Consider the following 25659-nt stretch of genomic DNA (forward strand, 5'->3'; position numbering starts at 1 on the left):
CCCGTGCCGGACGCCGTCCGGGGGGCGGGCGGGCTGTCGGTGGCGGGCGGCTGCGCCGGGTCGGCCGTCGCGGCGTCCGGGGCCGCTGTGGTGCTGCGCGCGGGCCGGATGCCGTCGGCCGCGCCCGGCGCCTCGGACGCCGCGAGCTCGCCGGGCGCGCGGGAGGCGTCGTCGTGGGGCTCGCCGGGTGCGTGGGCGGCGTCGGACGCGCGGAGTGCGTGGAGGGTCTCGGCCGCGGGGACGGCCCTTGCGAACGCGGCGCGTTCGGTGAGCCGTTCGGTGAGCGCGCCCGGCCACCAGGGAGGCCCGGACGGGCCGCGCTCCTCCGCCGACGCGACCAGTTCGGAGGCCGTGGGGCGGCCTTCGGGGTCCTTGTCGAGGCACGCCGACACGACCTCGGCCAGGTCGGGGTCGCAGGCCCGCAGCGCTGCGAGGTCGGGTGTGTCGTGGACGATCCGGTACAGGAGGTCGAGACCGGAGCCGTCGCCGAACGGCGGCCGCCCGCACGCCGCGAAGGCCACGAGGGACCCCAGGGCGAACACGTCCGTGGCGCCGGTCAGGCGCCCGGCCGTGGCCTGCTCGGGTGACATGTAGGCGGGGGTGCCGACCACCATGCCGGTCTTCGTCAGCCGGCTCTGGTCGGCGGCGCGTGCGACGCCGAAATCGATGAGCGTCACCCCGTCGAGGGTCACCATGACGTTGGAGGGCTTGAGGTCGCGGTGCACCATGTCCCGCGCGTGAACGGCGGTGAGGGCGGCCGCCGCCCCCCGCAGCAGCAGCCACAGGGAGTCCGCGGGCAGGCCGCCGCCGTGCTGCTCCACCGCCTGGTGCAGGGTCAGCCCCGGCACGTACGCGGTGGCCAGCCAGGGCGGGGTGGCGTCGCGGCCGGCGGCGAGCAGGGGCGCCGTGGCCTCCTCCGGCAGGCGGGCGAGGTTGTCGAGTTCGTGCCCGAAGTGCCGCAGGAAGCCGTGGTCCTCGGCCAGCAGGGGCAGGACCTGCTTGACCGCGGCGTACCGCCCCTCGTGGACTCCGAGGTACACCCGCCCCATGCCGCCCGATCCGAGCCGTCCCACCAGCGGTATCGGTCCGATGCGCCGCGGGTCCTCCTCCCGCAGCGGCTCCGCGCCGCCGCCCCGCAGGTCAACCATGCTGCCCCGTCTCCCCGTCCGCCGTAGGCCCCTGGTCTGCGGCATATCCTGGGCCTCTGCGCACGGCGTCGGAAGCAGGATGCCACACCACTAGAAGATCTTTCTAGAAAGCTACTACAGAAAGCCTCCGCCGTGCGCGCACGCCGGGCCTGACAGGAACCCGCCACGGAACGGCACGGCAGCGAAGAACGAGGACGACCACTCCGATGAGCCCCAAGCAGCAACGAGGCGAGGCCACCGCCGACCGCCTCATGGACGCCGCACTGCGCCTCTACGGCACGTCGGGCGAGCAGGGTCTGACCGTCAGCGCCGTCACGAAGACCAGCGGCGTCAGCCTCGGCAGCCTCTACCACCACTTCGGGAGCCTCGACGGCCTCGCCGCCGCCCTGTTCGTCCGCTGGAACGAGCGGCTGATGGACAGCCTGGTCACGGCGCTGACCCGGTCCGCCACGGTCCGCGAGGGCGTACGGGCCGTCGTGGAGGCGTACCTGGACTTCGTCCGGGAGCACCGGGACGCCGCTCTCTTCCTGCACGCCTCGGACCCGTCGCGCCACATGATGCACCACGGCCGGCAGGTCCTCGAGGTGCAGAGCGCGAACCTCGCGGCGATCGCGGGCTGGCTGGAACCGCACGTGGCGGCCGGCGAGATCGCCCCGCTCCCCGGGCCGCTCGTCGAGTCGCTGGTCATGGGGCCCGTCGTGGCGACCGCGCGCCGCTGGCTGTCCGGCATCGACGACCAGGACCTCGACGAGGCGGCGCGCATCCTGCCGGACCGGATCTGGCGCTCCCTCGCCCCCTGACCCCGCCCGGCGCCTACGCGGACGCCGGACGGGACGGGAGCTGCCGCGCGAGCGCCTCCCCGATGACGCGTGCCCCTTCGGGGAAGGCACCGGGGTTCGGCCCCGCGTAGTTGAGGCGCAGGTGGGGCCCGGTCGGTTCGGCGGGGAACCACTCGGTGCCGGCGGCGACGACGACCCCGGCGTCCTCGCAGTCCCGGACGAGGCGCGGGAGGTCGGTGGCGTCCGGCAGCCGCAGCCACAGGTTCAGTCCGCCCTGCGGCACGGTGTCGAGCCGGGCGGTCGGCGCGTGCTCCGCCAGCGCTCCGGCGAGCAGGTCCCGGCGGGCCGTCAACTGCTGGCGGACGCTGCGCAGATGGGTGCGCCACGCGGGCTGGGTGACGACGTCGACCGCGACGGCCTGGAGGATCCCGCTGACGTACACGGCCTCCGCCTGGGCGTCGGCGAGGATGCGCGTCCGCGCCGGGCCGCGTGCGACGACTCCGCCGATGCGGACGGCCGGGGAGACGCTCTTGGTCAGGGAGCGCAGGTAGACGACGTGGCCACCGTCGTCGCGGGCGGCGAGTGGCACCGGGTCGGACACGAGGCCGAAGTCGTGGGCCCAGTCGTCCTCGACCAGGAAGGCGCCGTGCCGGCGGACGAGGTCGAGGACCCGGTCGGCGAGGCCGGGCGTCCACTGGGCGCCGGTGGGGTTGGCGAAGTGCGGTTGGGCGTAGAAGGCGCGCGCACCGGTCAGCTCGAAGGCCCGTGCCAGTTCCGCCGGGTCGGGGCCGTGCGGCCCGCTCGGAACGGGCACGAGACGGACGCCGGTCTGGGCGGCGGCGAGGATCGCGCCCCAGTACGTCGGCGATTCCACCAGCAGCGGGCGGCCCGCCCCGACGAGGGCGCGGAAGACGGTGCTCAGCCCGCTCTGCGTGCCGGGGAACACCACGACGTCGCTCGGCGTGGGCGGGGCGACGCCGACCGGGGCGGCGGCGCCGAGTTCCGCTGCGAACCACGCCTGCAGCTCGGGCAGTCCGGCGGACGGGGGCCTGCTGACGGCGGCCTCGCCGCGGGCGGAGCGGGCGAACGCGGTGCGCACCAGGCGTTCCGGCAGCAGCTCGCGGTCGGGATACCCGGAGTGCAGCGCGATCACGTCGTTGGGAACGGACCGCAGCGCGGTGGACAGCTGCGGCATGCGGTGCTGCGGCGAGCCCAGGGCCGCGGTCTGCCAGCCGTAGTCGTTCGGCCGGGCCACGCGCACCGTGCGGGCGAAGGTGCCCACTCCGGGCCGGGTCTCCACCATGCCCTGCGCCGCGAGCGTGCGCAGCGCCTTCTGCACGGTGACGGGGCTCGCGCCGTACTGGGCCACCAAGACACGCGTGGACGGCAGCCGCGCCCCCGGCGAGGCGGCGGCGATCCACTCCCGCAACCCGGCGGCGATCCGGGCACTGCTATCGTCGTACATGACACTGAACAGTAGCGCTACTCTCCTTCGGCCGCATCCGCTACCACCGTCCCGGGCGGGCCTCTGGTGGGGCCTGCTGGGCGTGGCCGGCTTCTCCTTCACCGTCCCGTTCACCCGTGTCGCCGTCGCCGACGGGGCGATGTCCCCGCTGTTCGTCGGCTCCGGCCGGGCGGTGGTCGCCGCGCTGCTCGCGGCCGCGGCACTGGCGCTCACCCGGCAGCGCCTGCCGCGGGGCGGCCAGTGGGGCCGCCTGGCGGTAGTCGCCGCCGGCGTGGTCGCCGGTTTCCCCCTGCTCACGTCGTACGCGCTGACCACGGCCTCGGCCGGCCACGGGGCCGTCGTGATCGCCCTGCTGCCGGCCGCCACCGCCGTGACCGCCGTGCTGCGCGGCCGGGAGCGGCCGCCCGTCCGCTTCTGGGTCATGGCGGCGGTCGGCGCACTCGCCGCGGTGGGGTTCGCCTCGCTCCAGGGCGGCGGAATAGGCAGCGTCCACTGGTCCGACCTGCTCCTCTTCGGAGCCGTCGCCGCCGCGGCGGTCGGCTACGCGGAGGGCGGACTCCTCGCGCGGGAGCTGGGCGCCTGGCAGACGATCTCCTGGGCGCTCGTCCTGTCGGCGCCGCTCATGGCTGTCCTGCTGGCGGTCTCGGTGGCGCGGCAGCCGCCGAGCGCCGGCCCGGTGGAGTGGGCCGCGTTCGCCTACCTCGGGGTGGTGAGCATGTACCTCGGCTTCTTCGCCTGGTACCGCGGTCTGGCGATCGGCCCCATGTCCCAGGTCAGCCAGATCCAGCTGGTGCAGCCGGTGATGACGCTCTGCTGGGCCGCCCTGCTCCTGGGCGAGCGGCTCACCTGGCCCACCCTGCTCGGCGGCCTCGCCGTGGTCGCCTGCGCCGGCACCGCCGTGCGCACCCGGCTGGGCCGCCCCGCGCCGCGGACCGCACCGGAGTAGGGCTGGGCCGGTTCCCCACGCCCGGGGCGCTCCGCCCCGGCCGTGCGGGGGCCGGTCCGGACCCCGGACGTTCCGGACCGGCCCCCTCTTGCCGGTCCGGGCCCTGCGCCCCTTCACTGCTCGTACGGGGGATGCGGCCGCCCGAGCCGCACCGGGAGGAGCGACCGCATGCACGTGTACGCCGCGGCACGGGGGTACGGGTTCCACTTCGACGGCATGGCGCTGACCATCCGCCACGAGTGGCTGCCCTTCCCGGGCTGCGTACGGCGGATACCGCTGGAGGCCGTGCACTGGTGCGTGGTGCTGCGCCGGCCCGAGTCGTCCGGTCGGCAGCCGGACCTGCTGGCGCTCCGCCTGGCACCCGGGGTGCGGCTGCCCCGTGTGCTGAACGGCGTCCGCGGGCTTGACGTGCCACGGCGGCGGCTGACCGATTTCGCGGCGCTGGCCGAGGCGGTGACGGGCGCCTCCGCCCACCGCGCCCGCATGGTGATGGAACGGCGGTACGGGCCGGGTCCCTGGACGGCCGGGACCCGGCAGCGGATCGGGCGCGACCTCGCGCCCGTCACGTTCTACGCGCCGCACCTGGAGCGCCTGCTGAACGTCGTGCGCAGCGGCTCCCGTCCACCGGCCACCCTGGGCAGGTGGCTGAGCGAGCACCCCGGCTCCCGGGAACTGGCCTGCGCCCTCTTCGCCCTCGTCGGGCGGATCGAGGGTGACCGCCCGGTCACCGGGGAACCCGGCTGGGCCGAGATCGCCGACCGCCTGGGCAGGGAGGCGGAGGCCGCCCGCAGGGTGGGCGTCTGGCCGGAGAGCCGGTATCACGGATAGGCCGGAGCGGCGGCCTCCCGCGGCCGGCCCCCGGGGCGGCAGGCCGCCCTCCGCGCCGGCCACCGCTGCAACGGAGGGGCGCAGGAGAGTGCGGGCGGGCGCCTCCCGGCCCGTCGGGAGCGCACCGGCGGCCCCGCCGGCCCGCGTACGGGGGCGGTGCGCGGGCCGTCCCCGGCCCGGTCGTGCGGAGGCCGGGCCGGGGGAACGGTGCGGTGTGGGCTCAGGCCACGCCGCGGGGCCGGAACTGGACGCTGATCCGGGGGCCGACCGCGCGGGCGGTCTTGGGGACGGCGTGGTCCCAGGTCCGCTGGCAGGAACCGCCCATCACCGCGAGGTCGCCGTGGCCGAGCGGCAGCCGGAGCGCGACGGGTCCGCCGCCGCGCGGCCGGAAGGCGAGGTCCCGCGGGTCGCCGAGGGACAGGATCGCCACCAGCGTGTCCTGCGCGGACGAGCGGCCGGTGCGGTCGCCGTGCCAGGCGACGCTGTCACGTCCGTCGCGGTAGAGGCAGAGGCCGGCGCTGACGAAGGGCTCAGCGAGGACTGCCGCGTAGTGGCGGCCGAGGGCACGGCGCGCCTCGGTGAGCACCGGGTGCGGGAGCGGGTCGCCCTCGCGGTAGGAGGCGAGGAGGCGCGGCACGGCCACCATGTGGTCGTACATCGGGCGCTCCTCGGCGCGCCACGGCACATGCGCCGCGAGGTACGCGAACAGCGCGTCGGCACCCGCGAGCCAGCCGGGCAGGTGGTCGACCCAGGCGCCGCCGCCCAAGTCCGTCCGGTGCATGCCGTCCAGCGGGCCGAGCCGGATGTCGTCGCCCTGGTCGAACAGGGAGCCCTGGAGGCCGGGGATCTCCCGGGGTGGTCCGGTCATGGCTCCAGCGTAGACGCACATACGAACAGATGAGCGAATCAATGGTCGTCGGCCCGGCCGCCGGGGTCCCGACGGCGGGAGCGTTCCCGGTGCGCGGACCGCAGAGCCACGTCCTTCCCGGGCGGTCCGGCCGGCGGGCTCCTCCTTAAGATGCTGCCGACGAGGGAGAATCATGGGGCTGGACGTGACGGAGCGCGCCCATTTCGGGCAGCGGTGGGCGGCCAGGGCGTCGCTGGCCACCGCCGGGATGGCCGTGCTGCTGCCGCTGGTGTACGGGGGCGCCGGCGGGGTGCTCATGGTGGCGGCGGGCGCCGCGGGGCTGGCCGTCACGGCGGCCGCCGTGTGGTGGGCGCTGTCGCGGCGGGGCCTGGTCCGCGTGGCGGCGGGCGCCCTCGCGGTGGCCGCGCCCGTGTCGGTCGTCGCCATGCTGGCGTCGGCCCGGCTGCTCTGGGTCGCCCTGGTGTCGCCGGCTCTGTGGGCGGTGGCGGTCTGGGCCGGACGGTACGCCCTGCACACCACCGGCCTGCGGCCCGTCCGGGTCAAGGAGCACCGGACACCGCCGCCGCGCCGGCCGGTCCTCCTGATGAACCCGCGCTCCGGTGGCGGCAAGGTCGCGCAGTTCGGGCTGAAGGAGCGCGCCGAGCGGCTGGGCGCGCGCGTGGTCCTGCTGGACGCCGACCGGGAGCAGGACGTGACGGGCCTCGCCGAGGAGGCGGTGGCGAAGGGCGCCGACCTGCTCGGGGTGGCCGGCGGCGACGGCACCCAGGCACTGGTCGCGGCGGTCGCCGCCGCGCACGGACTGCCGCTGCTGGTGGTGTCCGCGGGGACCCGGAACCACTTCGCCATGGATCTGGGCCTCGACCGCGACGACCCGGCCGCCTGCCTGGAGGCTCTCGTCGACGGTGTGGAACTGAGGGTGGACCTCGGCTTCGCCGACGGGCGGCCCTTCGTGAACAACGTCTCCTTCGGCGCGTACGGGGCGGTGGTGCAGAGCCCCGCCTACCGTGACGACAAGGTGGGAACGGCCCTGGATCTCCTGCCCGACCTGCTCACCCGGCGCCGCGGACCGCGCCTGACCGTACGGGCGGGTGGCACGGTCGTGCAGGACCCGCAGGCGGCGCTGGTCAGCAACAACCCGTACCGCACGGACGACCCGCTCGGCCTGGGCCGCCGTGAACGGCTGAACGGCGGGGTCCTGGGCGTCCTCGCCCTGCGGGTGGACAGTGCGGCCGAGGCCGCCGCTCTCCTGCTGGACCCGGACGCCGACGGCCTGACGGTGCTGACCGCACGCGAGGTGGTCGTCGAGGGCGACGGCGCCGACATGGAGGTGGGCATCGACGGGGAGGCCGTCGTCCTGCCTGCCCCGGTGCGCTGCCGCATCGAGCCGCGGGCGCTGCGGGTCCGCGTGCCCCGGCACCGGCCGGGCGTCCCGGCCCGGCCGCCCCGCGTCGAGTGGCGGCGCCTGCGCAAACTGGCCGCGGCGGTGGGACGTACGGCCGCGCCCCGACGACGCGGGTTCCCGCCCGCCGGATGAGGGGCCCGGGTCGCCCGCTCCGGCAGAGCGGGCTTCCTCCCGCAGGTGCGAACGACCGGTGGGAATCGCACCCCGGCACCGGGCCCCGCCGTCCGCGCCGGCCGCAGGCCCGCGGCGTCCCTCCACGGCAACGGGGTCGCGTACGGCGGCCACGGGCGTCGCCCGAGCGGCCGCGGTGGCGGACGCCAGGCCGGCCGTCAGGGCGCCGCGGCCCGCCGGCAGGGGCCGGCCCGCCCCACCACACCGCCCCCGCCGGTTCCGGCACGGTGCCACCGCATCCACCGGGACGATCCGGGCACGACCGCGGCTGCCTTCCGGTGCGCGTTCCCCGCGCCCCGCGCAACGGCGCACCGTCGGGCGCCGGGCAACGGGCACCGCGCACCGGCGCGCCTTGGGGGCCGCGGGCACCGGAGCGCAGGCCGGCAGGCCGGTCGCCGGCAGCGGCTCACCGTCTCCGACCCACCGCCCTGCCGCCGGGTCGCGGCACGTCCGCCGCCACCCACCGACGGTGTCGGCGTTCGGCTGGGAGGCCCCTTCGCAGCGGCGCCCTGCGTGTTCCCGTGGCGGTCGTGTGCCCGGTACGCAACCATTTGGACGCCGACACAGGCACCGTCACCGGCGTCGCGCGGGGGCGCACCACGGCAGCAGCGTCAGCCAGCAGGAAGAAGCACCGACAGAGGAAAGAAGGTCGGACGTGTCCGGCAGCGAAAGCGAAAACCCCGTCATCTCCTCCCCGACCCCCACCCCGACCAGGCCCAGGACGAACCGGGACTGGTGGCCGAACCAGCTCGACCTCCAGGTACTCCACCAGCACTCGCCCCGTGCCAACCCGATGGGGCCGGACTTCGACTACGCGCAGGAGTTCGCATCCCTCGACGTCGAGGCGCTGAAGCGCGACGTGTTCGCGGTGATGACGGACTCCCAGGACTGGTGGCCCGCCGACTACGGCCACTACGGGCCCCTGTTCATCCGGATGAGCTGGCACGCGGCCGGCACGTACCGCATCGCCGACGGGCGGGGCGGCGGCGGCGCGGGCGCCCAGCGGTTCGCGCCCCTCAACAGCTGGCCGGACAACGCCAGCCTCGACAAGGCGCGGCGCCTGCTGTGGCCGGTCAAGCAGAAGTACGGACGGAAGATCTCGTGGGCGGACCTGCTGGTCTTCGCCGGGAACTGCGCCATGGAGTCGATGGGGTTCCGGACGTTCGGGTTCGGCTTCGGCCGGGAGGACATCTGGGAGCCCGAGGAGATCTTCTGGGGCCCGGAGGACACCTGGCTGGGGGACGAGCGCTACAGCGGCGACCGGGAGCTCGCCACCCCCCTCGGGGCCGTGCAGATGGGCCTGATCTACGTCAACCCCGAAGGCCCGAACGGCAATCCGGACCCGGTGGCCGCGGCCAGGGACATCCGCGAGACGTTCGGCCGCATGGCGATGAACGACGAGGAGACGGTCGCGCTCATCGTCGGCGGCCACACGTTCGGCAAGTGCCACGGCGCGGTCGACCCCGCGTACATCGGCCCGGAGCCCGAGGCGTGCCCCGTCGAGCAGCAGGGTCTCGGCTGGCGGAACACCGTCGGCACGGGCACCGGTGCCTACGCGCTCACCAGCGGACTGGAAGGCGCGTGGACCTCGGAGCCGACGCGCTGGGACAACGGGTACCTCGACAACCTGTTCCGCTACGAGTGGGAGCTGACGACGAGCCCCGCGGGCGCGAAGCAGTGGACGCCCACGGACCCGTCGGCCGCCGACACCGTGCCGGACGCCCACGACCCGTCGAAGCGGCACGCGCCCATGATGCTGACGACGGACCTCGCCCTGAAGGTGGACCCGGTGTACGCGCCCATCGCGAGGCGCTTCCACGAGCACCCGGACCAGCTCGCGGACGCGTTCGCCAAGGCGTGGTACAAGCTGCTGCACCGCGACATGGGCCCCGTCTCGCGCTACCTCGGCCCGTGGGTGCCCGAGCCGCAGCTGTGGCAGGACCCCGTCCCCCCGGTCGACCACGAGCTCGTCGGGGACGAGGACGTGGCCGCGCTCAAGCGCACGATCCTCGCGTCCGGGCTGTCCGTCCCCCAGCTGGTCACCGCGGCGTGGGCGTCGGCGGCGAGCTTCCGCGGCACCGACAGGCGCGGCGGGGCGAACGGCGCGCGGATCCGGCTCACCCCGCAGAAGGACTGGGAGGTCAACGACCTGCCGGAGCTGGAGCAGGTGCTGCGGACCCTGGACGGGATCCGGCAGGACTTCGACGGCGCGCAGACCGGCGGCAAGAGGGTCTCCCTGGCCGACCTGATCGTCCTGGGCGGGTGCGCGGCCGTCGAGCGGGCCGCCGAGGACGCCGGGCACACCGTCACCGTCCCCTTCGCGCCGGGGCGCACGGACGCCTCGCAGGAGCAGACGGACGTGGAGGCGTTCGCCGTGCTCGAACCCCGGGCGGACGGCTTCCGCAACTACGTGCGGGCCGGGGAGAAGCTGTCGCCGGAGACGCTCCTCCTGGACCGGGCGAACATGCTGACGCTCACCGCTCCCGAGATGACGGTCCTGGTCGGCGGCATGAGGGCGCTGGGCACCGGTTTCCGGGGCTCCCGCCACGGTGTGCTCACGCACCGGCCGGAGGCGTTGACCAACGACTTCTTCGTCAACCTGCTCGACATGGGCACGGAATGGAAGGCGTCGGCGGAGGAGGAGAACGTCTACGAGGGCCGCGACCGCGTGACCGGCGAGGTCAGGTGGACCGCCACCGCCGTCGACCTCGTCTTCGGCGCCCACGCCCAGCTCCGGGCCGTCGCGGAGGTCTACGCGGCCGACGACGCGGGCGGCACGTTCGTACGGGACTTCGTGGCGGCGTGGGACAAGGTGATGAACCTCGACCGGTTCGACCTGCGCTGACGGCGGGCCCCCGGCGCCGGCAGCGGCGGCGTCGTGCCGCGGCTGCCGGCGCCCTGCCGCGGTGCCGGGCGGCACGCGGACGGGTCCGCGCCGGGCGGCGGGGGCGTTCCCTGCCGTCGGCGCGGGCGTGCCCCCGCCGGCGCGGTCGTCCTACCGCCGGCTGCGGACCAGCAGGTAGAGGAAGTACGGCGTGCCGATCACGGCGGTCATGAGGCCGGCGCCGAGCTGGGCGGGGGCGATCACCGTGCGACCCACCAGGTCGGCCGTGCAGACGAGGACCGCGCCGAGGAGGACCGCGACGGGCACCGTGCGGGCGTGCTGCCGGCCGACGAGGGCGCGCGCCGCGTGGGGCGCCACGAGCCCCACGAAGCCGATGGTGCCTGCGGCGGCGACGGCGGTGGCGCTGAGCAGCACGCCCAGGACGAGGAAGCCGAGGCGGCTCCGTCCGAGCGGCAGCCCGAGGAGGCGCGGGGTGTCCTCGTCGAGGGACACCAGGTCGAGTTCGGTGCGCCGCGCAACGGCGACCGCCAGGCCCGCGGCCAGGGCGATGGCGAGCGGCGCCGTGTCGGTCAGGGTCCTGCCGTAGGTGGAGCCCGACAGCCAGGTGAGCGCCTTGGTGGCGTTGAACGGGTCGGTGAGGATGATGAGGAGGCTGACCAGGGCGGCCGTCGCCGTGTGCACGGCGAAGCCGACGAGGACGAGCCTGGTCTGCTGGAACCCGCCCCGCGCGGCGAGCCCGAACACGACGGCGGAGGCGGCCGCGGCGCCCGCGAACGCGGCTGCGGCGACACCCCACGACGAGGCGACGGGGACGGTCGTGACGAGGAGGACGGCGCCGAGTGCCGCGCCGCCGGAGACGCCCATGATGCCGGGCTCGGCGAGGGGGTTGCGGGTGACGGCCTGGACGAGCGTGCCGGCCAGGGCGAGTGCCGCTCCCGCGAGGAGCGCGGCGAGGACCCGGGGGACGCGGGTGTCGAGGATGAAGGAGACGGTCTGACCGGCTCGGCCCAGCGCCCAGTTGGTCACGTCCCCCAGGAGGAGTTTGGCGTCGCCGAGCAGGACGGCGGCGACGGCGGTGCCGACGAGCACCGCCACCAGGGCGGCGGTGGTGGTGAGGAACACGGACCGGCTGCGGAGGCGCAGCCGGTCGGGGGCGATGCCGGCGGTGTCCCGGACCCGTACCGCCATGGCGACGACGAAGACGGCGCCGACGAGGCTGGTGACGACGCCGGTCGGTACGGCCACGGCGGTGTCCGCCGGTACGGCAGTCCGGAGCAGCACGTCGGCGCCGAGCACCAGCGCGGCCCCGACGAGGCCCGCGGCCGGGATGGCGACGCGGGTCCGGGCGAAGGCGCGGAAACGGCGGGCGAGGGGCCGGACGAGGGCGGGGGCGCACAGGCCGACGAATCCGACGGGGCCGGCGAGGGTGACGGCGGCGGTCGACAGCAGGGCCGCGAGGACGACGGCCGTGACCCGCGTGGCGCGGACGGGGACGCCGAGTCCGCGGGCTGCGTCGTCACCGAGGACCAGGGCGTCCACCCGGCGGGCGAGGAGCAGCAGCCCGAGGAGCCCGACGAGGCCGACGGGCGCCATCTGGAGGACGCCGTCGAAGCCGTTCTGGGCGATGCTGCCCTGGTTCCAGTGGTAGACGCCCTCGGTCTGCTGGGGGAAGAGCAGCAGCAGCCCCTCGGTGACGGCGGTGAGCCCGAGGGTGAGGGCGCTGCCTGCGAGCACGAGCCGGATGGTGCCGGTGCCGAGTCCGGACAGCCCGAGCACGACGGCCGCGGCCGCGAGGCCGCCGGCGAAGGCGATGCCGGAGGAGGCCAGCAGCGGCAGCGACACGCCGGTGGCGGCGGCCAGCCCGAGGGCGGCGTACGAACCGGCGTTGACGGCGAGGGTGTCCGGCGAGGCGAGGACGTTGCGGCTGACGGCCTGGAGGGCGGCGCCCGCCATGCCGAGCACGACACCGACGAGGAGCCCCGCCGCCATCCTCGGCAGCCGTGAGGCGATGACGACGGACGCGTCGGACGGGTCGGCCCGGCCGGTGAGGGCCTTCCAGACCTCGGGGGCGCCGGTGGAGGCGGTGCCCTGGGTGATGTCGACGAGCGCGAGGCCCGTGACGAGCAGGAGCAGTACGGCCGTCACCGCGGCCGCGCCCGCCCGGGACGCGGCCGCCGACGGACGGGTGACGGCGGGGTTCGCGGTGACGGCCATGGTCCTACTTCTTCGTCAGTGCGGCGACGACGGCGTCGACGTACTGGTTCATCGACTCGGGGCCGCCGAACATCCAGATGCCGTCGGGGAGGCGGTGGACGTTGCCCTTCTTCACGAACGGCAGCGAGGTCCACACCTTGTCGTCGGCGAGGACGCCGGTGAAGGGGTTGCTGGCCTTGTCGCCGTCGTTGCCGATGTAGGCGAAGTGGACGTCCTCGCTCAGCTTGGTGAGGCCCTCGACGTCCGTCGTACCGAGCCCGTACGCCTCGTCGCCCTGGACGGACCAGTCGTTCTTCAGGCCGAGCTTCTCGTTGACCCCGCCGATGAGGGAGCCGCTGGTGAAGGGCCGGATGGAGACCTGGTTGGAGACGAGGTAGCCGTCGGCGAAGGCGTAGGAGGCTCCGGCGAGGCCGGCGTCCGCGAGGGCCTTCTTCCCTTCGGCGATCTTCGCGTCGAACTGCTTCTTGAGCTTCTCGGCCTGCTCGGTGGTGCCGGTGGCCTGCGCGATGAGGTCGAGGTTCTCCGTCATCTGCCCGACCGGGTCGGAGGCGTCCGCGGACTTCACCTCCAGGACGGGGGCGATCTTCCGCAGCTGCTTCACGGCGGCCGGGGGCAGGTCGGTGGTGGTGACGACGAGGTCCGGCTTGAGGGCGGCGACGGTGTCCATGCTGGGCTCGCCGCGGGTGCCGATGTCCTTGGCGTCGTTCTTCAGCGGGACGGCGGTGTCCCAGGTGCGGTAGCCCTTGACGTCGGCGACGCCCGCGGGGTCGACGCCGAGGGAGATCAGGCTCTCCACGACGTTCCACTCGGTGGCGACGACCTTCTTGGCGGGGCCGTCGAGCTCGACCTTGGCGCCGGAGGCGTCGGTGAGGGTGATGCGCTCGGCCGTCTTGTCCGGCTTGGCGTCGGCCGCGGGCTCGGTGGTGCCGCAGGCGGTCAGGGTGAGGGCCGCGGCGGTGGCGGCCGCCGCGGTGAGGAGGAGGCGTCTCATGAGGGGGTGCTGAGCCTTTCGGTTCTCGTGTGGTGCCGGCCGATCGCGCGGGTGCGCAGACGCCCGGTCAGCGGGTCGGTGTCGACGTCGATGCGGATGCCGTACGTCTCGGTGAGGAGCTCCGCCGTCAGCACGTCCTCGGGGCGGCCGTCGGCGGCGATCCGTCCCGCGCGGAGCAGGACGATCCGGTCGGCGACGGCGGCGGCCTGGTCGAGGTCGTGCAGGACCGCGCCGACGGCGATGCCGTGGTCGTCGGCCAGGTCGCGCATCAGGTCGAGGAGTTCGACCTGGTAGCGCAGGTCGAGGTACGTGGTGGGTTCGTCGAGGAGGAGCACGCCGGTCTCCTGGGCGAGGCAGCCGGCCAGCCAGACGCGTTGGAGCTGGCCTCCGGAGAGGTGCTCGACGCCGCGGTCGGCGAGTTCGGCGACTCCGGTCAGGGAGATCGCGCGGTCGACGGCGGCGGCGCCGCCCGGGTCGGCCCTGCCCCAGCGGCCCCGGTACGGGTAGCGGCCGAACTCGACCACGTCCCGGACCGTCAGTCCGCTCGGTGTGGGACGGCCCTGCGTCAGCAGGGCCACCCGACGGGAGAACTCACGGGGACTCAGGGCGAGTCCGTCGGTGTCGCCGTCGATGACCAGCGCGGCGGCGCGGGGGCGCTGCAACCGGGCCACCGTGCGCAGCAGCGTCGACTTGCCACTGCCGTTCGGGCCCACGAGGACGGTCACCTGACCGGGCCGCAGCGTCATCGACGCGTCGTGGACGACGTCGACGCCGTCGTAGGCGACGGTGACACCCGTGGCCGAGAGTTCATGGCCGCGGGGGCGTTCGGCCGCGGACGTTCCTTCACCAACAAGCACGCCGCAGAGGTTAGCCTAACCTAACGAGATGGGGAAAGGGGGGTCCCCCCCGAAGCGCAAGGAGGCTTCACGCCAATGTGGCGGACCGCCTCGGCCGGGCGGGTGTGCTCCCTGCGGGGGACTCGATGGACCGGTCGACGCCCGTGGGCCTCCGTCTCTCCCCGCCGCAACCGCCCTTCGAGCCGTATCCCCCGATCGGGCGAATCCAGTCGCGCCGCTCACCCGTCGCGGGTGAGACAGCTCCGCTCGGTGGCGCAAGCGCGGCCGCGGCACCGGACGGGCGGCCGTGCACGCCCTCGGCACGGCGCCGTTTGCGGGCACCCCCGGGCCGGGTGAAGCTCGGAGACGAGCGGCAGCCGCCGCTCGGCGCCGGAGGAGGTGAGGGACGTCAGGCCGCACCCCGGCGGAGAGGGACCCCGGAGCCCCGCCGCAGCCCACGCCCCGGACGGCCACCCGGTGCTCACCGCCCGGTTCGCCGTACCGGCGGTCCCGGACGTGTTCGTACGCCGTCCCCGGCTCGTCGAGCCGCTGGCCGCCGGCCTCCACCACCCCCTGACGCTGGTGACCGGACCGGCGGGGGCGGGCAAGACCCTGCTGGTCGCCGACTGGATGGGCAGCCTGCGGCCCCGGACCGCCGCGTGGCTGACGGTGGAGCAGGAGGACAGCGCTCCCGGCGTCTTCTGGGCCTACGTGCTGCACGCACTGCGGCACCACGGCATCCCCCCGCCCCCGCACATCGGCAGCCCGGCCGACCCCGGAGAGGTGGACCGCCCGCTGCTGGCACGGCTCGCCGACTGGCTGGACCACCGCGACACCCCGGTGGTCCTGGTCCTGGACGCCTTCGACCGGGTGGCGGGCTGCGCGGAGGTGGCGCAGGAGCTGGAGTTCCTGCTCGACCACGCCGGTCCGGCGCTGCACCTGGTGATCACCAGCCGTACGGAACCGCTGCTGCCGCTGCACCGCCACCGCGCCGCCGGCGGACTCGTCGACATCCGCGGCGCCGACCTGGCGTTCCGCGCCGAGGAGACCGCGGAGCTGACGGCCCGGCACGGGCTGGCCCTCTCGACGGGGTGCGCGGACGCCCTCACCGAGCGCACCGGCGGCTGGGCGGCGGGCGTGCGGCTGTGCGCCCTGGCCGCCCGGCAGGAGGAGGACCCCGAGGGCTTCCTGGAGCACTTCGAACCCGGGCACAGCACCGTGGCCGACTTCCTGCTGGCCGAGGTGCTCACCGCCCAGCCCGCCGAGACGCAGGACCTCCTCCTGCGGATCAGCATCCTGGAGGAGACCCACCCCTCGCTCGCCGACGCCCTCACCGGCCGGGACGACGCCGCGCCGATCCTCGCGGACCTGCACCGCGCCAACGCGTTCGTCGCCCCCCTCGGGCACGACTGGTACCGCGTCCACCCGCTGTTCGCCGAGATCCTGCGCGTGCACCTGCGCACGCGCCACCCCGGTCTGGAGCCGGAGCTGCGCCGCGCGGCCGCACGGTGGCTCCGCGGGGCGGGCCTGCCGGACCAGGCGCTGCCGCACACGACCGCGGCGGGCGACTGGGAGCAGGCCGCGGCCGAACTCGTCGGCCGTCCGGCCATCGGCAGACTCCTCACCGGGCTTGACGCCGCACGCCTGGCGGACCTGTTCGCCGGGATGCCGCCCGACGTCTCGGGGCCCGCCGCCGACCTGGTGCGGGCGGCCCGCGAGTTGGCCCGCCACGACGTCCACCGGGGGCTCGACCACCTGCGTCGCGCCGAGGAGGCACTGCCCGACGACGGCACCCGGGACGCCGCGGCGGTCCAGCTCAGCGGGGCGCTGCTGCGGGTGTTCGCCGCCCGGCTGGCGGGCTCGGCGGACATGGCGGAAGCGGCCGCCAAGGCGGCGGCGGACGCCCGCCAGGGCCTGCCCGCCGAGTGCCTGGACGACTCACCGGAGTTGTCCGCGCTGCTGCTCACCGAGCTCGGCACGGCGCAGCTGTGGGCCGGACGTTTCGACGCCGCGCGGGCCGCGCTGTCCGCGGCCGCCGAGGCGCCCGAGGGACCGCTGACGGCCATGCCCCGGCACGAGTCCCTCGCCCGCCTGGCCCTCGTCGACCTGCTGCACGGCAGGCCGGGCCCCGCCGAGTCGCGCGCGCGGGAGGCGGTCGCCGGGGCGGAGCGCGCGGGTGTGCCGGCGGCGGCCCGCTCGGGCACGGCCGACCTGGTGCTGTCCGCCGCGGCCCTGGACCGGGCTGACCTCCGGACCGCGCGCACGCACCTCGCACGGGCGGCCTCCCCGTCCGCCGCGTCCCGCGACGCCGCGACGACCGTCGAGCTGGCGCTGCTGCGTTGCCGCGTGCTGCTCCTGGAGGGCGACGTCCGGGCCGCGCGCCGCGCCCTCGACGGCGCGGCGCCGGCGGCCGCGGACGCCCCGCCCTGGGCGGTGGACCGCGTGGCGGCGGTCCGGGCCGCCGTGCACCTGGCCGAAGGTGATCCGGCCTCCGCGGCCCGGGTGTTCGCGGGGCGAGGGGCGCGGGCCCCGGAGAGCCTGGTGGCCGAGGCCCGTGCCCACCTCGCCGCGGGCGGGGCCGACCGTGCACTGCGCGTCCTCGACCGCCTCACCGGCGCCCGGAGCCTGGGGCCCGCCACCGCCGCCCGGGTCCTGCTGGCCCGCGCCGAGGTGCTCGACGCGACCGGGGACCCCGCCGGCGCGGAGCGCCTGGTCCGCAAGGCCCTGTCGGTCGCCCGCCCGCACCTGCTGCGGGGGCCGTTCACGGAAGCCGGGCCGTGGCCCCGGCGGTTCCTGGCGCACCGGCCCGAGCTGCTGCGGGCGCACGACTGGCTCGTCGGCCGCGCGGGGGGCGGAGCGCCGTCCGCGGCTGCGGGCGAGCCGGACCGGGCCCCCGCCCCGGAACAGCTGAGCGCGCGGGAACGGGACGTGCTGGAACGTCTGGCGCAGCTCATGTCCACCGAGGACATCGCCGCCGACCTGCACCTGTCGGTCAACACGGTGAAGACGCACCTGAAGAGCGTCTACCGCAAGCTGGCCGCCACCCGGCGCGGCGAGGCCGTCCGTCGGGCCCGCGAGCTGGGCCTGCTGTGACCGGGGAGCCGGCCGGCCCGGTGTTCACCTGGCCGGGGTGATGTGGCGCTCCGCGGGCCGCCGCAGCATGGAACGACGAGCAACGACGAGCACGGACGGTCGTACGGCGGTGGAAGAGGGACGCTCATGCGCTACGAGATCCGCGTCGACGGTCGGATGTCGGACACCATGACGTCCGCGTTCCCCGAGTTGGACAGCGTCGTCGTGCCGGACCAGACCCTGCTGTACGGGAAGGTCACCGACGAGGCCCACCTCTACGGGCTGCTGTTGCGGTGCCAGTCGCTCGGGCTGCGCGTGGTGGAGCTGCGGAGGCTCCCCGAGCCGGGCTCGGAGGACCGCTGACCGACCGCCGGGGCGGGAGCGTGCGGACGCCCGCCCCGAAGCCGGACGGGGCGGGCGGGACCGGGTGCAGGAGCGGGGCGGGCGGGACGGGGGGGGCGTGCGGAAGGCGGACCACGGACGGCGGAGGCGCAGGACCGGACGGCCGCGCGACGGGCGGCGGGTCAACGGCCAGGGGCGGCCGGCCCGGGCGGCCCGGGCGTGTGCCGCTGTCAGGCGGCTCTGGCGCTGAGGCGTCCGTCCGCCACCGCGTCGGCCAGCGCCTGGTGGTCGCGGGCGTTCTGGTCGGCGTACGCCCGGGCGAACTCCACGAGCGCCCGGTCGAAGCGGTCGCCGCGGCCCAGGTACGCGCCGACGGCCACCGGGTCACCGGAGCGGGCGTGCGCGCGTGCCAGGGTGGCGCCGCACAGCCGGCCGAACAGGGCCAGGGTGGCGGGGTCCATCGTCTCGGGCCGTGCGATGCCCTTCCAGTCCCACAGCTGCCGCACGTAGAAGTCGCGTCCGCGGCCGTCGATCCCGGTGACGCGCTGCCAGCCGAGGAAGATGTCGCCGGCGGCCTGCATCAGCCGCTGGCCGGCGACGACCCGCTCGCCCTGGTTCACGTACGGGCTCGGGCCGCAGGAGGCCGCGAGGACCGACTCGCCGGCCTCCTTGGCCTGGAGCAGGAGCGGGTCCCCGCGGTCACGGCCCAGCAGCAGGACGATCCAGCAGCGGGTGCCGACACTGCCGACGCCGACCACCTTGCGGGCCATGTCCACCACGTGGAACCGGCCGAGGAGGTGGCGCCGCTCCGACGAGAGGCTCCGTCCGTAGCCGGTGACCAGCGTGCGCAGGCGCTCCTCCAGTGCGTCGCGCTCGACGCCGCCCAGCAGCTCGTCGAGCGGGGTGATCAACGGGGGGTCGGAGACGATGCGGGGCACACCGTCGACCATGCGGGTCAGCTTCCCGGCCGCCTCCAGACTGGTCCTGCCCCGGGCCTTGGCCGAGGCACGCGAGACCCGCCTGCGGACGTCCTTGTCGAGCCGGTGCGAGAGCATCGCCTCGACCTGGTCGACGTCGTCCCGCGCGTACCACACGTCGAGCGTGCGCATCCCGGCGAACGCACGCGTGCGGTCGCGGTAGGACCGCACGCAGGCGCGGACGGCGTCGTCGCACTCCGCCTCCGTGAAGCCGTTGGCCCGGCCGGCGATCACCAGGCTCGCCGCCAGCCGTTTGACGTCCCATTCGAAGGGGCCGGGGAGGGTCTCGTCGAAGTCGTTGATGTCGAAGACGAGGTGGCGTTCGGGAGAGGCGAGGAGCCGGAAGTTGAGCAGGTGCGCGTCACCGCACAGCTGCACCGTCAGCCCGGTGTGCGAGGCGGCTCCCAGGTCGGCGGCCATGACCGCCGCGGCACCCCGGTAGAAGCGGAACGGAGATTCGAGCATCCGGCCGTACCGGACGGGCACCAGTTCGGGCACCCGGGCGGCGGACTGCCGCTCGATGATCCCGATGGGGTCCCGGCGTCTCCCGCCGGGTTCGAAGGCGGCGTGGGCGGAGCGCGGCAGGCGGGCGCGCGCGGCCTTGCCGAGGGCCGCGCGCTCCGCCGGGGAGAGGGGAGCGCTGTGCGACGTGGCCATGGACGGACCTCCTGGCCCCCAGCGTCCCGCGCGGCGGCCCGTGGGGGATCACCCGGGGCGGGTGAGGTGGCACGGACCGTCGCCCGGGTCGCGGGCGGGCCCCGTAACCGGGGGCGGTGGCACGCGGAGGAGCGGGGTGCGGACGTGCGGAGCCGCCGGCGCGCGGTGCACGGTGCGCGGAGGGGTCGGCTCCTGCCCGCCGGCCGCTCCCGGCCAGGCTGTGGACCGGACGGACCGGGCGGCAGCGCGGGGCCGGTGTGCCCGGGAGAGGCGGACAGACGGGACGTGGAGTGCGAGGACGACGGGGCCCGCGTGCTCGTCCTCGCGGACAAGGGGGACATGCCGTGGCTCCTGGGCGCGCTCCGGGGACGGCCCGGCGCGGGAGCCCCGCAGAGCCGGTGACCGCTGCCCGGGGGCCGGTGCGTGCTGTTCTCCCTGGAGGCGCAGTCATCCGGCACGCCCATAACTGATCGTTTCAGAATGAGGTTCGGGAGCGGCCTGCAATGTCCTGTCCGGCCTGTGGTGACTCCGACGGCGCCCCGCGTTCGGTTCGCCTTGCCGGGCCCCCTTGCCGTCCGTCCGTGTCGGCTCGTTGCGGCACACCATCTCGGAGGGTGTCATGGTGAGGGGCATGCCGCAGGGCAGGTGCGACCGGAACCACACAGCGGCCCGTCAGCAGAATAATGCGTTGACGCCCCGGGGAGGTGTCCTGTTAGCCTCAAGGGGTCGTTCTGATTATTCCTGGGCCCTTGTGCCCTAGAAATGGGTGTTTGATGTCCCGGCCCGCGCCGAGTGCGCCTTGCCGTACCGCGTAACCGTCCGCTGTCTTTCGCCGCCTGTTTCTCCGGGCCGCCGCCGGACGTGTCCTCCGGTGCTCTGACCTGCCTGTCCGCCGTTCCACGGTGTGCTCGGGCTGGCTTCTGGCGAGGCCACTCGGCCTGCTCTTGCTGTCTTGATCGACTTCCAGCAAGGAGCACCCGGGTGTCCAGCCACACCTCCACCGACATCAACACCCTCGGCCTCAGCACCTTCGCCTGCGTCTGGTGCGGGCTGACCGTGTCCATGTACGCCGCCGACGGCGCCCCGCGCAACCACTGCCCGTCCTGCCTGCACTCCCGGCACGTGCTCGACCATGTCGAGGGCGGTGCGAGCGACTGCGAGGGCCGGATGTCCCCGATCGCCATCGCCGTGCTCCGCACCGGTGACTGGATGGTGATCCACCGCTGCGTGCGCTGCGACGAGCTCACCTCAAGCCCGACGTGCGTCGACGACAACCAGCTCATCCTGATGCGCATGGCGGTCCGTCCGCTGGCCCAACCGCCTTTCCCGCTCGAAGCGTTCGGAACCCTCTGACCGCCCGAGGAGGAATGGAGCACCGCCATGTCACGCAACAATCGCCGCGGCCGCGGCCAGCGCCAGCGTCGTCCGCAGCGGCACAAGGACGTCCTGCACACACGGGGCGGTCACCGGGCGAACGACTTCCGGTGCGCGTTCTGCCGGCTCGACGTCTCCCTGGACGCGCCCGGCACCGCGCATCGCAACCACTGCCCCAACTGCCTGGCGAGCCTGCACGTCGACCGGAGGATCCCGGGTGACCGCGACGCGGACTGCCGCGGCCTGATGGAGGCGCTGGGGATGTCCGTCCGCCGGGACGGCGAGTGGATGATCATCCACCAGTGCGCCTCCTGCGGCGAGCTCAGCGCCAACCGGATCGCCGGCGACGACAACCCGCTCGCCCTGGTCCGCCTCGCCCTCAGACCCCTCGCCGACCCCCAGCGCGCCAGCCGCGCCTTGCTCACCCTGTGGCCCGGCCACGGCACCCCCTAGCCACGAACGTCACCACTACCGACGAGGAACGCCCCAGCAGTGAAGATCAGGACCGAGACCCCGCACGACAACGACCGCGTGCACGAGGTGATCACCGCAGCCTTCGGCTCCCCGGCGGACGCCGACCTCGTCGACGCCCTGCGCGCCGACGCGTGCTGGATCCCCGAACTCTCCCTCGTCGCCGAGGACGAGACCGGAACCGTCATCGCGCACATCCTGTTCACCCGCGCCGGCATTGGCACCACCCCGGGGCTCACCCTCGCCCCGGTCTCCGTCGACCCGGCCCACCAGGGCACGGGTATCGGCAGCACCCTCATCCGAGCCGGCCTCGATGCCGCCCGCGCCCTGGGTGAACACACCGTCACCGTCCTCGGACACCCCACCTACTACCCGCGGTTCGGCTTCGAACGCGCCGACGCCCACGGGGTCACCTGCACCCTCAGCGCCGGTCCCGACGAGGCCGGGATGGTCCTCTCGTTCGACGACCGCCCCGTCCCGACCGGTGACATGACCTTTGGCACGCCCATGTCCGACGCGATCAGCGCCTACCGGCCGGAGTAACCGAAGTAGCGGAGCCTCAGGTCGCTGACCTGGGGCTCCGCCATGAAGCGGACAGACCCCCGAACCGCGAGAACGCCGGAATGGACCGCTTCAGGACGAGGTTCGCAGGCATATGAGGCTGCAGGCTGGAACGAGCAGGCCCTGATGTAGGTCAGCGCGTCGCTCGTAGCGGATGCGCAGCCGTTCGAACTGGTGCAGCCAGGCGAACGCACGCTCCACCACCCAACGGACCTTGCCCAGTCCCGAAACATGGGCCACTGGCTTTGTACACGAGAGGGAACGGGAGTCGTTCGTCGATGAGTGCGGGAGGCATCCCGATGGTGGCCAGGTCGCTGTTCACGAGTTCGGGAGGCGCCGGGTCGTTGACCTGAAGGGGACGTATATGTACCGATGCGCCCAGACTCCAGTGGCCTCGCGTCGTGGACCGCGTGCCGGCATCGTCACCAGCTACGACGAGGTCGGTGGGTGCTGATCCGTCGCGCTGGTGAGCCGGGCCGCCAGCGTCTTGATGTGCTCGACAAGTTCTGGGGGCTCGTGCACTTGGAAGTCGAAGCCTTTGGTTGTCACGTAGATGGCCAGCTCGTCCAGCGAGTTGGATCCTGTCCGCAGGGTGCAGCTGTGCTCGTCGATCGGTTCCAGGGCTGCGGTGGTGGGGGTGATCCGTTCGGCTGCGGTCTCGGCGTTGACGTGCAGGGTGAACCGGGCCTGGTAGCGGTAGGCGGACGTGGAGATCGCCCGTGAGGTGTAGCGGCTGAGATCGGGGTCCGGCGGGGTGCGCGGGGTGAACCGGGGGCCGGTGGGTGTGCGTGGGGCGATGCGGTCCACGCGGTAGGTGCGCCAGTCCTCGCGGTCGGTGTCCCAGCCGATGAGGTACCAGCGCCTGCCGGTGTGCACCAGGCGGTGGGGCTCGGTCGTGCGGATGCCGGTGGTTCCGTCGTGGGTGCGGTAGTCGAAGCGCAGGCGCAGCGAGTCGCGGCAGGCGGCGGCGAGGGCGGTGAGGGTGCTCGGGTCGACGGTGGGGCCGGTGTTGGCCATCGGTACCGTCATCGACTGCAGGGCGTTGATCCGGTGGCGCAGCCGGGAGGGAAGTACCTGTTCGAGCTTGGCCAGGGCCCGCACCGAGGTCTCCTCGATGCCGGTGATCGAACCGTTGGCGGCCGTGCGCAGGCCCATCGCGACCGCGACGGCTTCGTCGTCGTCGAGCAGGAGCGGCGGCAGGTCCGCGCCGGCGCCCAGTCGGTAGCCGGCGGTGCCGGCGGTGGCCAGCACGGGGTAGCCGAGGTCGCGCAGCCGGTCGATATCGCGGCGTACGGTGCGCGCAGTGACCTCCAGTCGCTCGGCCAGTTCGGCGCCGGACCAGTCGCGTCGGGTCTGCAGGAGCGAGAGCAGTCGCAGTAGCCGTGTCGAGGTTTCCCACATGGTGTGAAGTCTGCCATCCGGCTAGGACCGGATCTGTCCTAAGCGACTCCTAGGGTTGTCGGCATGGACAACAGCAGCGCCATCCGGCCTTTCACCATCGACATTCCCCAGGCTGACCTGGACGACCTGAGGGATCGCCTCGCCAGGACCCGGTGGGCCGCGGACCTGCCCGATACCGGCTGGAGCCGCGGGGTACCGGTGAGCTACCTCAAGGGGCTGGCCGAGTACTGGCGCGATGGCTACGACTGGCGCGTCCACGAGCGGGAGCTGAACTCCTACCCGCAGTTCACCACCGAGATCGACGGGCAGAACATCCACTTCCTGCACGTGCGCTCGCCTGAGCCGGACGCGCTGCCGCTGATCCTGCTCCACGGCTGGCCCGGCTCGATCGTGGAGTTCCTGAACGTCATCGGCCCGCTGACCGATCCCAGGGCGCATGGCGGCGACCCGGCGGACGCGTTCCACCTGGTGATCCCGTCGATTCCCGGCAGCGGGTTCTCCGGGCCGACCCGCGAGGCCGGTTGGGACACCAACCGCGTGACCAGGGCGTTCGCCGAGCTGATGAACCGGCTCGGCTACGACCGCTACGGCGCGCAGGGCGGCGACACCGGAGCGGTCATCTCCCCGGGACTCGGCCGGCTCAGCCCCGACAAGGTCGTCGGCGTGCACGCGAACGGGCTCTGCGCGTTCACCGAGGTCGACCCGGACGAGGCGGGCGAGCTGACCGAGGCCGAGCGGGCGCGGCTGGAGCACCTGCAGTACCTGGAGGCCGAGCAGTCCGGCTACGCGATGATCCAGATCAGCCGGCCCCAGACCCTGGCGCACGGCCTGCACGACTCCCCGGTCGGGCAGTTGGCCTGGATCGTGGAGAAGTTCAAGGAGTGGACCGATCCCGCTGCCGAGCTGCCTGAGGACGCGGTGGACCGGGATCTGCTGCTCACCAACGTGATGCTGTACTGGCTGACCGGCACCGCCGGGTCCTCGGCCAACAGCTATTACGAGACCGCTCATGCCGGAGCCTGGGGTGCCAGTGAGCGTTCCACGGTGCCGACCGGGGTCGCGGTCTTCCCCATGGACGTGTCGATCCGGCGCACTGTCGAGCTCGAGCACACCGTCGTGCACTGGTCCGAGTTCGACCGCGGCGGCCACTTCGCCGCCATGGAGGCCCCCGACCTGCTCGTCGGCGACGTGCGGGAGTTCTTCCGCAAGCTGCGCTGAAACCACCGCGTCGACCCCCACGCGACCGCGGCCATGCACGCGCTGCGCTTCGCCGCGACCATCCTGTGGCCCACCATCCCGAGCGCCCCGCCACCCGGCTTCCGGCACGACAGCGAGCGTCTCCTTCATCTGGCCGCCCGCTGGCGCGAGGAGGCACTGGAACTCGGCGACTTCGCCCCCGCCCGCCCCACCCTGCGACTCATCACCGACACGAAACCGCCCTCGCAGAGGGGCGCGGGCCCCACAAACCTGGTGGTCACCAGCCGCACGGCGGGGTGATGACGACCGCCGCACGCCCGTACGAGAGGAGGAGCGGCGCCCATGGCTCTGCCCGTACTGACCGCCTAGGCCCGTGCCGAGGCGCTGAAGAAGGCCGCCGTCGTCCGCAAGGAGCGCGGCGAGATCCTCGCCGCGCTCAAGGGCGGGAAGTGTCGCTCGTTTGGGGAGAAGACGCCCCCCTGGCCACGGGGTCGTGGACTCAGCGACCCCCCAGGGCAACCCACGGGATGTCGCACAACTGAACCTTGGGTGTGAGGGTGGAGCCGACCTCAAGTCGGCCGTTGCTACGCCTGTCCCCCCGGCCGGCCTGCAGGAATGCCCCACGGGTCCGGGTGTTTCCGGAGGTCGATCCCCCCCGGACCTCCGAGGGGGCGCCCTCCTCGATGCGGAAGACCCGCTCCGCGAACCTCGTTGCGGAGCGGGTCTTCGTCCCCGGTAGCCGCGATCGTTATCTAGGGTTGTCAAGCGAAGGTGCAGGTGAACGCGCTAGACATCGTTCTGGCAAGTTAGGCAGGTCCTCGCAGCGATCCGGCGTGACCATCGTGGCGGCATGTCGATGCGGGAGCTTGGGCGCAAGCACGGCTTGACCTGAACGACGGTGCGGAAAGCGCTGGACTCGGCCTGGCACGAGGACGGGAGTGCGAGCCCTTTCGCTCGTATCGGACGGTGAGGCGGCGGTAGCCGAAGAGTCAGGCGATCGACCTTTCGATCTTCCAGCGGTGCCGGCGGAGCCGTTTGCTGGACTCGATGCCCGGGGGGCGATGCGCGGGATGATTCCGCGTTCGCGCAGCCAGGCGAGGTGGTCGGCGGAGAA

The 25659-nt window shown here is 74.3% G+C and carries 20 protein-coding genes and 1 pseudogene; 12 read left to right on the forward strand and 9 right to left on the reverse strand.

The window, feature by feature from the left end; all coding sequences use genetic code 11:
• The coding region (locus BJP40_RS02195) for a serine/threonine-protein kinase (protein ID WP_143065875.1) at nt 1-1148 on the reverse strand (1148 nt) is incomplete at its 3' end.
• 206 nt (nt 1149-1354) lie between these two features.
• On the opposite strand from BJP40_RS02195, the gene BJP40_RS02200 reads away from it, so the two are divergent.
• The gene (locus tag BJP40_RS02200; protein ID WP_071278172.1) at nt 1355-1948 is read left to right on the forward strand and encodes a TetR/AcrR family transcriptional regulator; all 594 of its coding nucleotides are present in this window, start codon (nt 1355-1357) and stop codon (nt 1946-1948) included.
• Between the two features lie 13 nt (nt 1949-1961).
• On the opposite strand, the gene BJP40_RS02205 is transcribed toward BJP40_RS02200, so the two are convergent.
• On the reverse strand, nt 1962-3392 hold the full coding sequence (locus BJP40_RS02205) for a PLP-dependent aminotransferase family protein (RefSeq protein ID WP_071278174.1): 1431 nt from the start codon (nt 3390-3392) through the stop codon (nt 1962-1964).
• Between BJP40_RS02205 and BJP40_RS02210 the strand changes: the two genes are divergently transcribed.
• Complete coding sequence (locus tag BJP40_RS02210) at nt 3391-4338, forward strand: DMT family transporter (protein WP_071278176.1); 948 nt, start codon at nt 3391-3393, stop codon at nt 4336-4338. The two genes, BJP40_RS02205 and BJP40_RS02210, sit on opposite strands and share 2 nt — an antisense overlap.
• Nucleotides 4339-4506: 168 nt before the next feature.
• Complete coding sequence (locus BJP40_RS02215; protein WP_071278177.1) at nt 4507-5166, forward strand: hypothetical protein; 660 nt, start codon at nt 4507-4509, stop codon at nt 5164-5166.
• 220 nt (nt 5167-5386) lie between these two features.
• Here BJP40_RS02215 and BJP40_RS02220 read toward each other — a convergent pair whose 3' ends face one another.
• Nucleotides 5387-6034, reverse strand: a complete 648-nt coding sequence (locus BJP40_RS02220; protein ID WP_071278179.1) for an alpha-ketoglutarate-dependent dioxygenase AlkB — start codon at nt 6032-6034, stop codon at nt 5387-5389.
• 172 nt (nt 6035-6206) lie between these two features.
• On the opposite strand from BJP40_RS02220, the gene BJP40_RS02225 reads away from it, so the two are divergent.
• Nucleotides 6207-7568, forward strand: coding sequence for a diacylglycerol kinase family protein (locus tag BJP40_RS02225; protein WP_071278181.1), 1362 nt, complete (start codon nt 6207-6209; stop codon nt 7566-7568).
• A 694-nt stretch (nt 7569-8262) separates the two neighbouring features.
• Nucleotides 8263-10452, forward strand: coding sequence for a catalase/peroxidase HPI (gene katG / locus BJP40_RS02230; protein WP_071278182.1), 2190 nt, complete (start codon nt 8263-8265; stop codon nt 10450-10452).
• A 150-nt stretch (nt 10453-10602) separates the two neighbouring features.
• Here katG and BJP40_RS02235 read toward each other — a convergent pair whose 3' ends face one another.
• From BJP40_RS02235 to BJP40_RS02245, 3 genes are read right to left on the reverse strand one after another with little or no spacing between them, the layout of a single operon-like run.
• Nucleotides 10603-12666: an iron ABC transporter permease gene (locus BJP40_RS02235; protein WP_071278184.1), complete on the reverse strand. Its 2064-nt coding sequence runs from the start codon at nt 12664-12666 to the stop codon at nt 10603-10605.
• A gap of 4 nt (nt 12667-12670) precedes the next feature.
• Nucleotides 12671-13657, reverse strand: a complete 987-nt coding sequence (locus BJP40_RS02240; RefSeq protein ID WP_071278186.1) for an iron-siderophore ABC transporter substrate-binding protein — start codon at nt 13655-13657, stop codon at nt 12671-12673.
• Nucleotides 13654-14514, reverse strand: a complete 861-nt coding sequence (locus BJP40_RS02245; RefSeq protein ID WP_071278188.1) for an ABC transporter ATP-binding protein — start codon at nt 14512-14514, stop codon at nt 13654-13656. Before BJP40_RS02245 ends, BJP40_RS02240 begins: the two co-directional genes overlap by 4 nt.
• Nucleotides 14515-14892: 378 nt before the next feature.
• Here BJP40_RS02245 and BJP40_RS02250 point away from each other — a divergent pair, with 378 nt between their 5' ends.
• Entirely contained in the window at nt 14893-17586 is a 2694-nt protein-coding gene (locus BJP40_RS02250; RefSeq protein ID WP_071278190.1) for a LuxR C-terminal-related transcriptional regulator, read from the forward strand.
• 126 nt (nt 17587-17712) lie between these two features.
• Nucleotides 17713-17928: a hypothetical protein gene (locus BJP40_RS02255; protein ID WP_071278192.1), complete on the forward strand. Its 216-nt coding sequence runs from the start codon at nt 17713-17715 to the stop codon at nt 17926-17928.
• 209 nt (nt 17929-18137) lie between these two features.
• Here BJP40_RS02255 and BJP40_RS02260 read toward each other — a convergent pair whose 3' ends face one another.
• Complete coding sequence (locus BJP40_RS02260) at nt 18138-19541, reverse strand: DUF2252 domain-containing protein (RefSeq protein ID WP_071278194.1); 1404 nt, start codon at nt 19539-19541, stop codon at nt 18138-18140.
• Nucleotides 19542-20522: 981 nt separating this feature from the next.
• Here BJP40_RS02260 and BJP40_RS02265 point away from each other — a divergent pair.
• From BJP40_RS02265 to BJP40_RS02275, 3 genes are read left to right on the forward strand one after another with little or no spacing between them, the layout of a single operon-like run.
• Nucleotides 20523-20894 (forward strand): RNHCP domain-containing protein, encoded by a 372-nt coding sequence (locus BJP40_RS02265; protein WP_071278196.1) that lies wholly within the window; start codon nt 20523-20525, stop codon nt 20892-20894.
• A 27-nt stretch (nt 20895-20921) separates the two neighbouring features.
• Complete coding sequence (locus BJP40_RS02270) at nt 20922-21368, forward strand: RNHCP domain-containing protein (RefSeq protein ID WP_071278198.1); 447 nt, start codon at nt 20922-20924, stop codon at nt 21366-21368.
• 39 nt (nt 21369-21407) lie between these two features.
• Complete coding sequence (locus BJP40_RS02275) at nt 21408-21929, forward strand: GNAT family N-acetyltransferase (RefSeq protein WP_071278199.1); 522 nt, start codon at nt 21408-21410, stop codon at nt 21927-21929.
• Between the two features lie 90 nt (nt 21930-22019).
• On the opposite strand, the pseudogene BJP40_RS31270 reads toward BJP40_RS02275, so the two are convergent.
• Together BJP40_RS31270 and BJP40_RS02280 are read right to left on the reverse strand one after the other, a co-directional pair.
• Nucleotides 22020-22181 (reverse strand): annotated as a pseudogene (locus BJP40_RS31270) (transposase); the annotation flags it as partial.
• Nucleotides 22182-22376: 195 nt separating this feature from the next.
• On the reverse strand, nt 22377-23348 hold the full coding sequence (locus tag BJP40_RS02280) for a YafY family protein (protein ID WP_071278201.1): 972 nt from the start codon (nt 23346-23348) through the stop codon (nt 22377-22379).
• Between the two features lie 63 nt (nt 23349-23411).
• Between BJP40_RS02280 and BJP40_RS02285 the strand changes: the two genes are divergently transcribed.
• Nucleotides 23412-24566: an epoxide hydrolase family protein gene (locus BJP40_RS02285; RefSeq protein WP_071278203.1), complete on the forward strand. Its 1155-nt coding sequence runs from the start codon at nt 23412-23414 to the stop codon at nt 24564-24566.
• 33 nt (nt 24567-24599) lie between these two features.
• A complete protein-coding gene (locus BJP40_RS02290; protein ID WP_071278204.1) occupies nt 24600-24845 on the forward strand; it encodes a hypothetical protein in 246 nt (81 codons plus the stop codon).
• Nucleotides 24846-25659 lie beyond the last annotated feature (814 nt).

The organism is Streptomyces sp. CC53 (genome assembly GCF_001865245.1).
Lineage (GTDB): Bacteria > Actinomycetota > Actinomycetes > Streptomycetales > Streptomycetaceae > Streptomyces.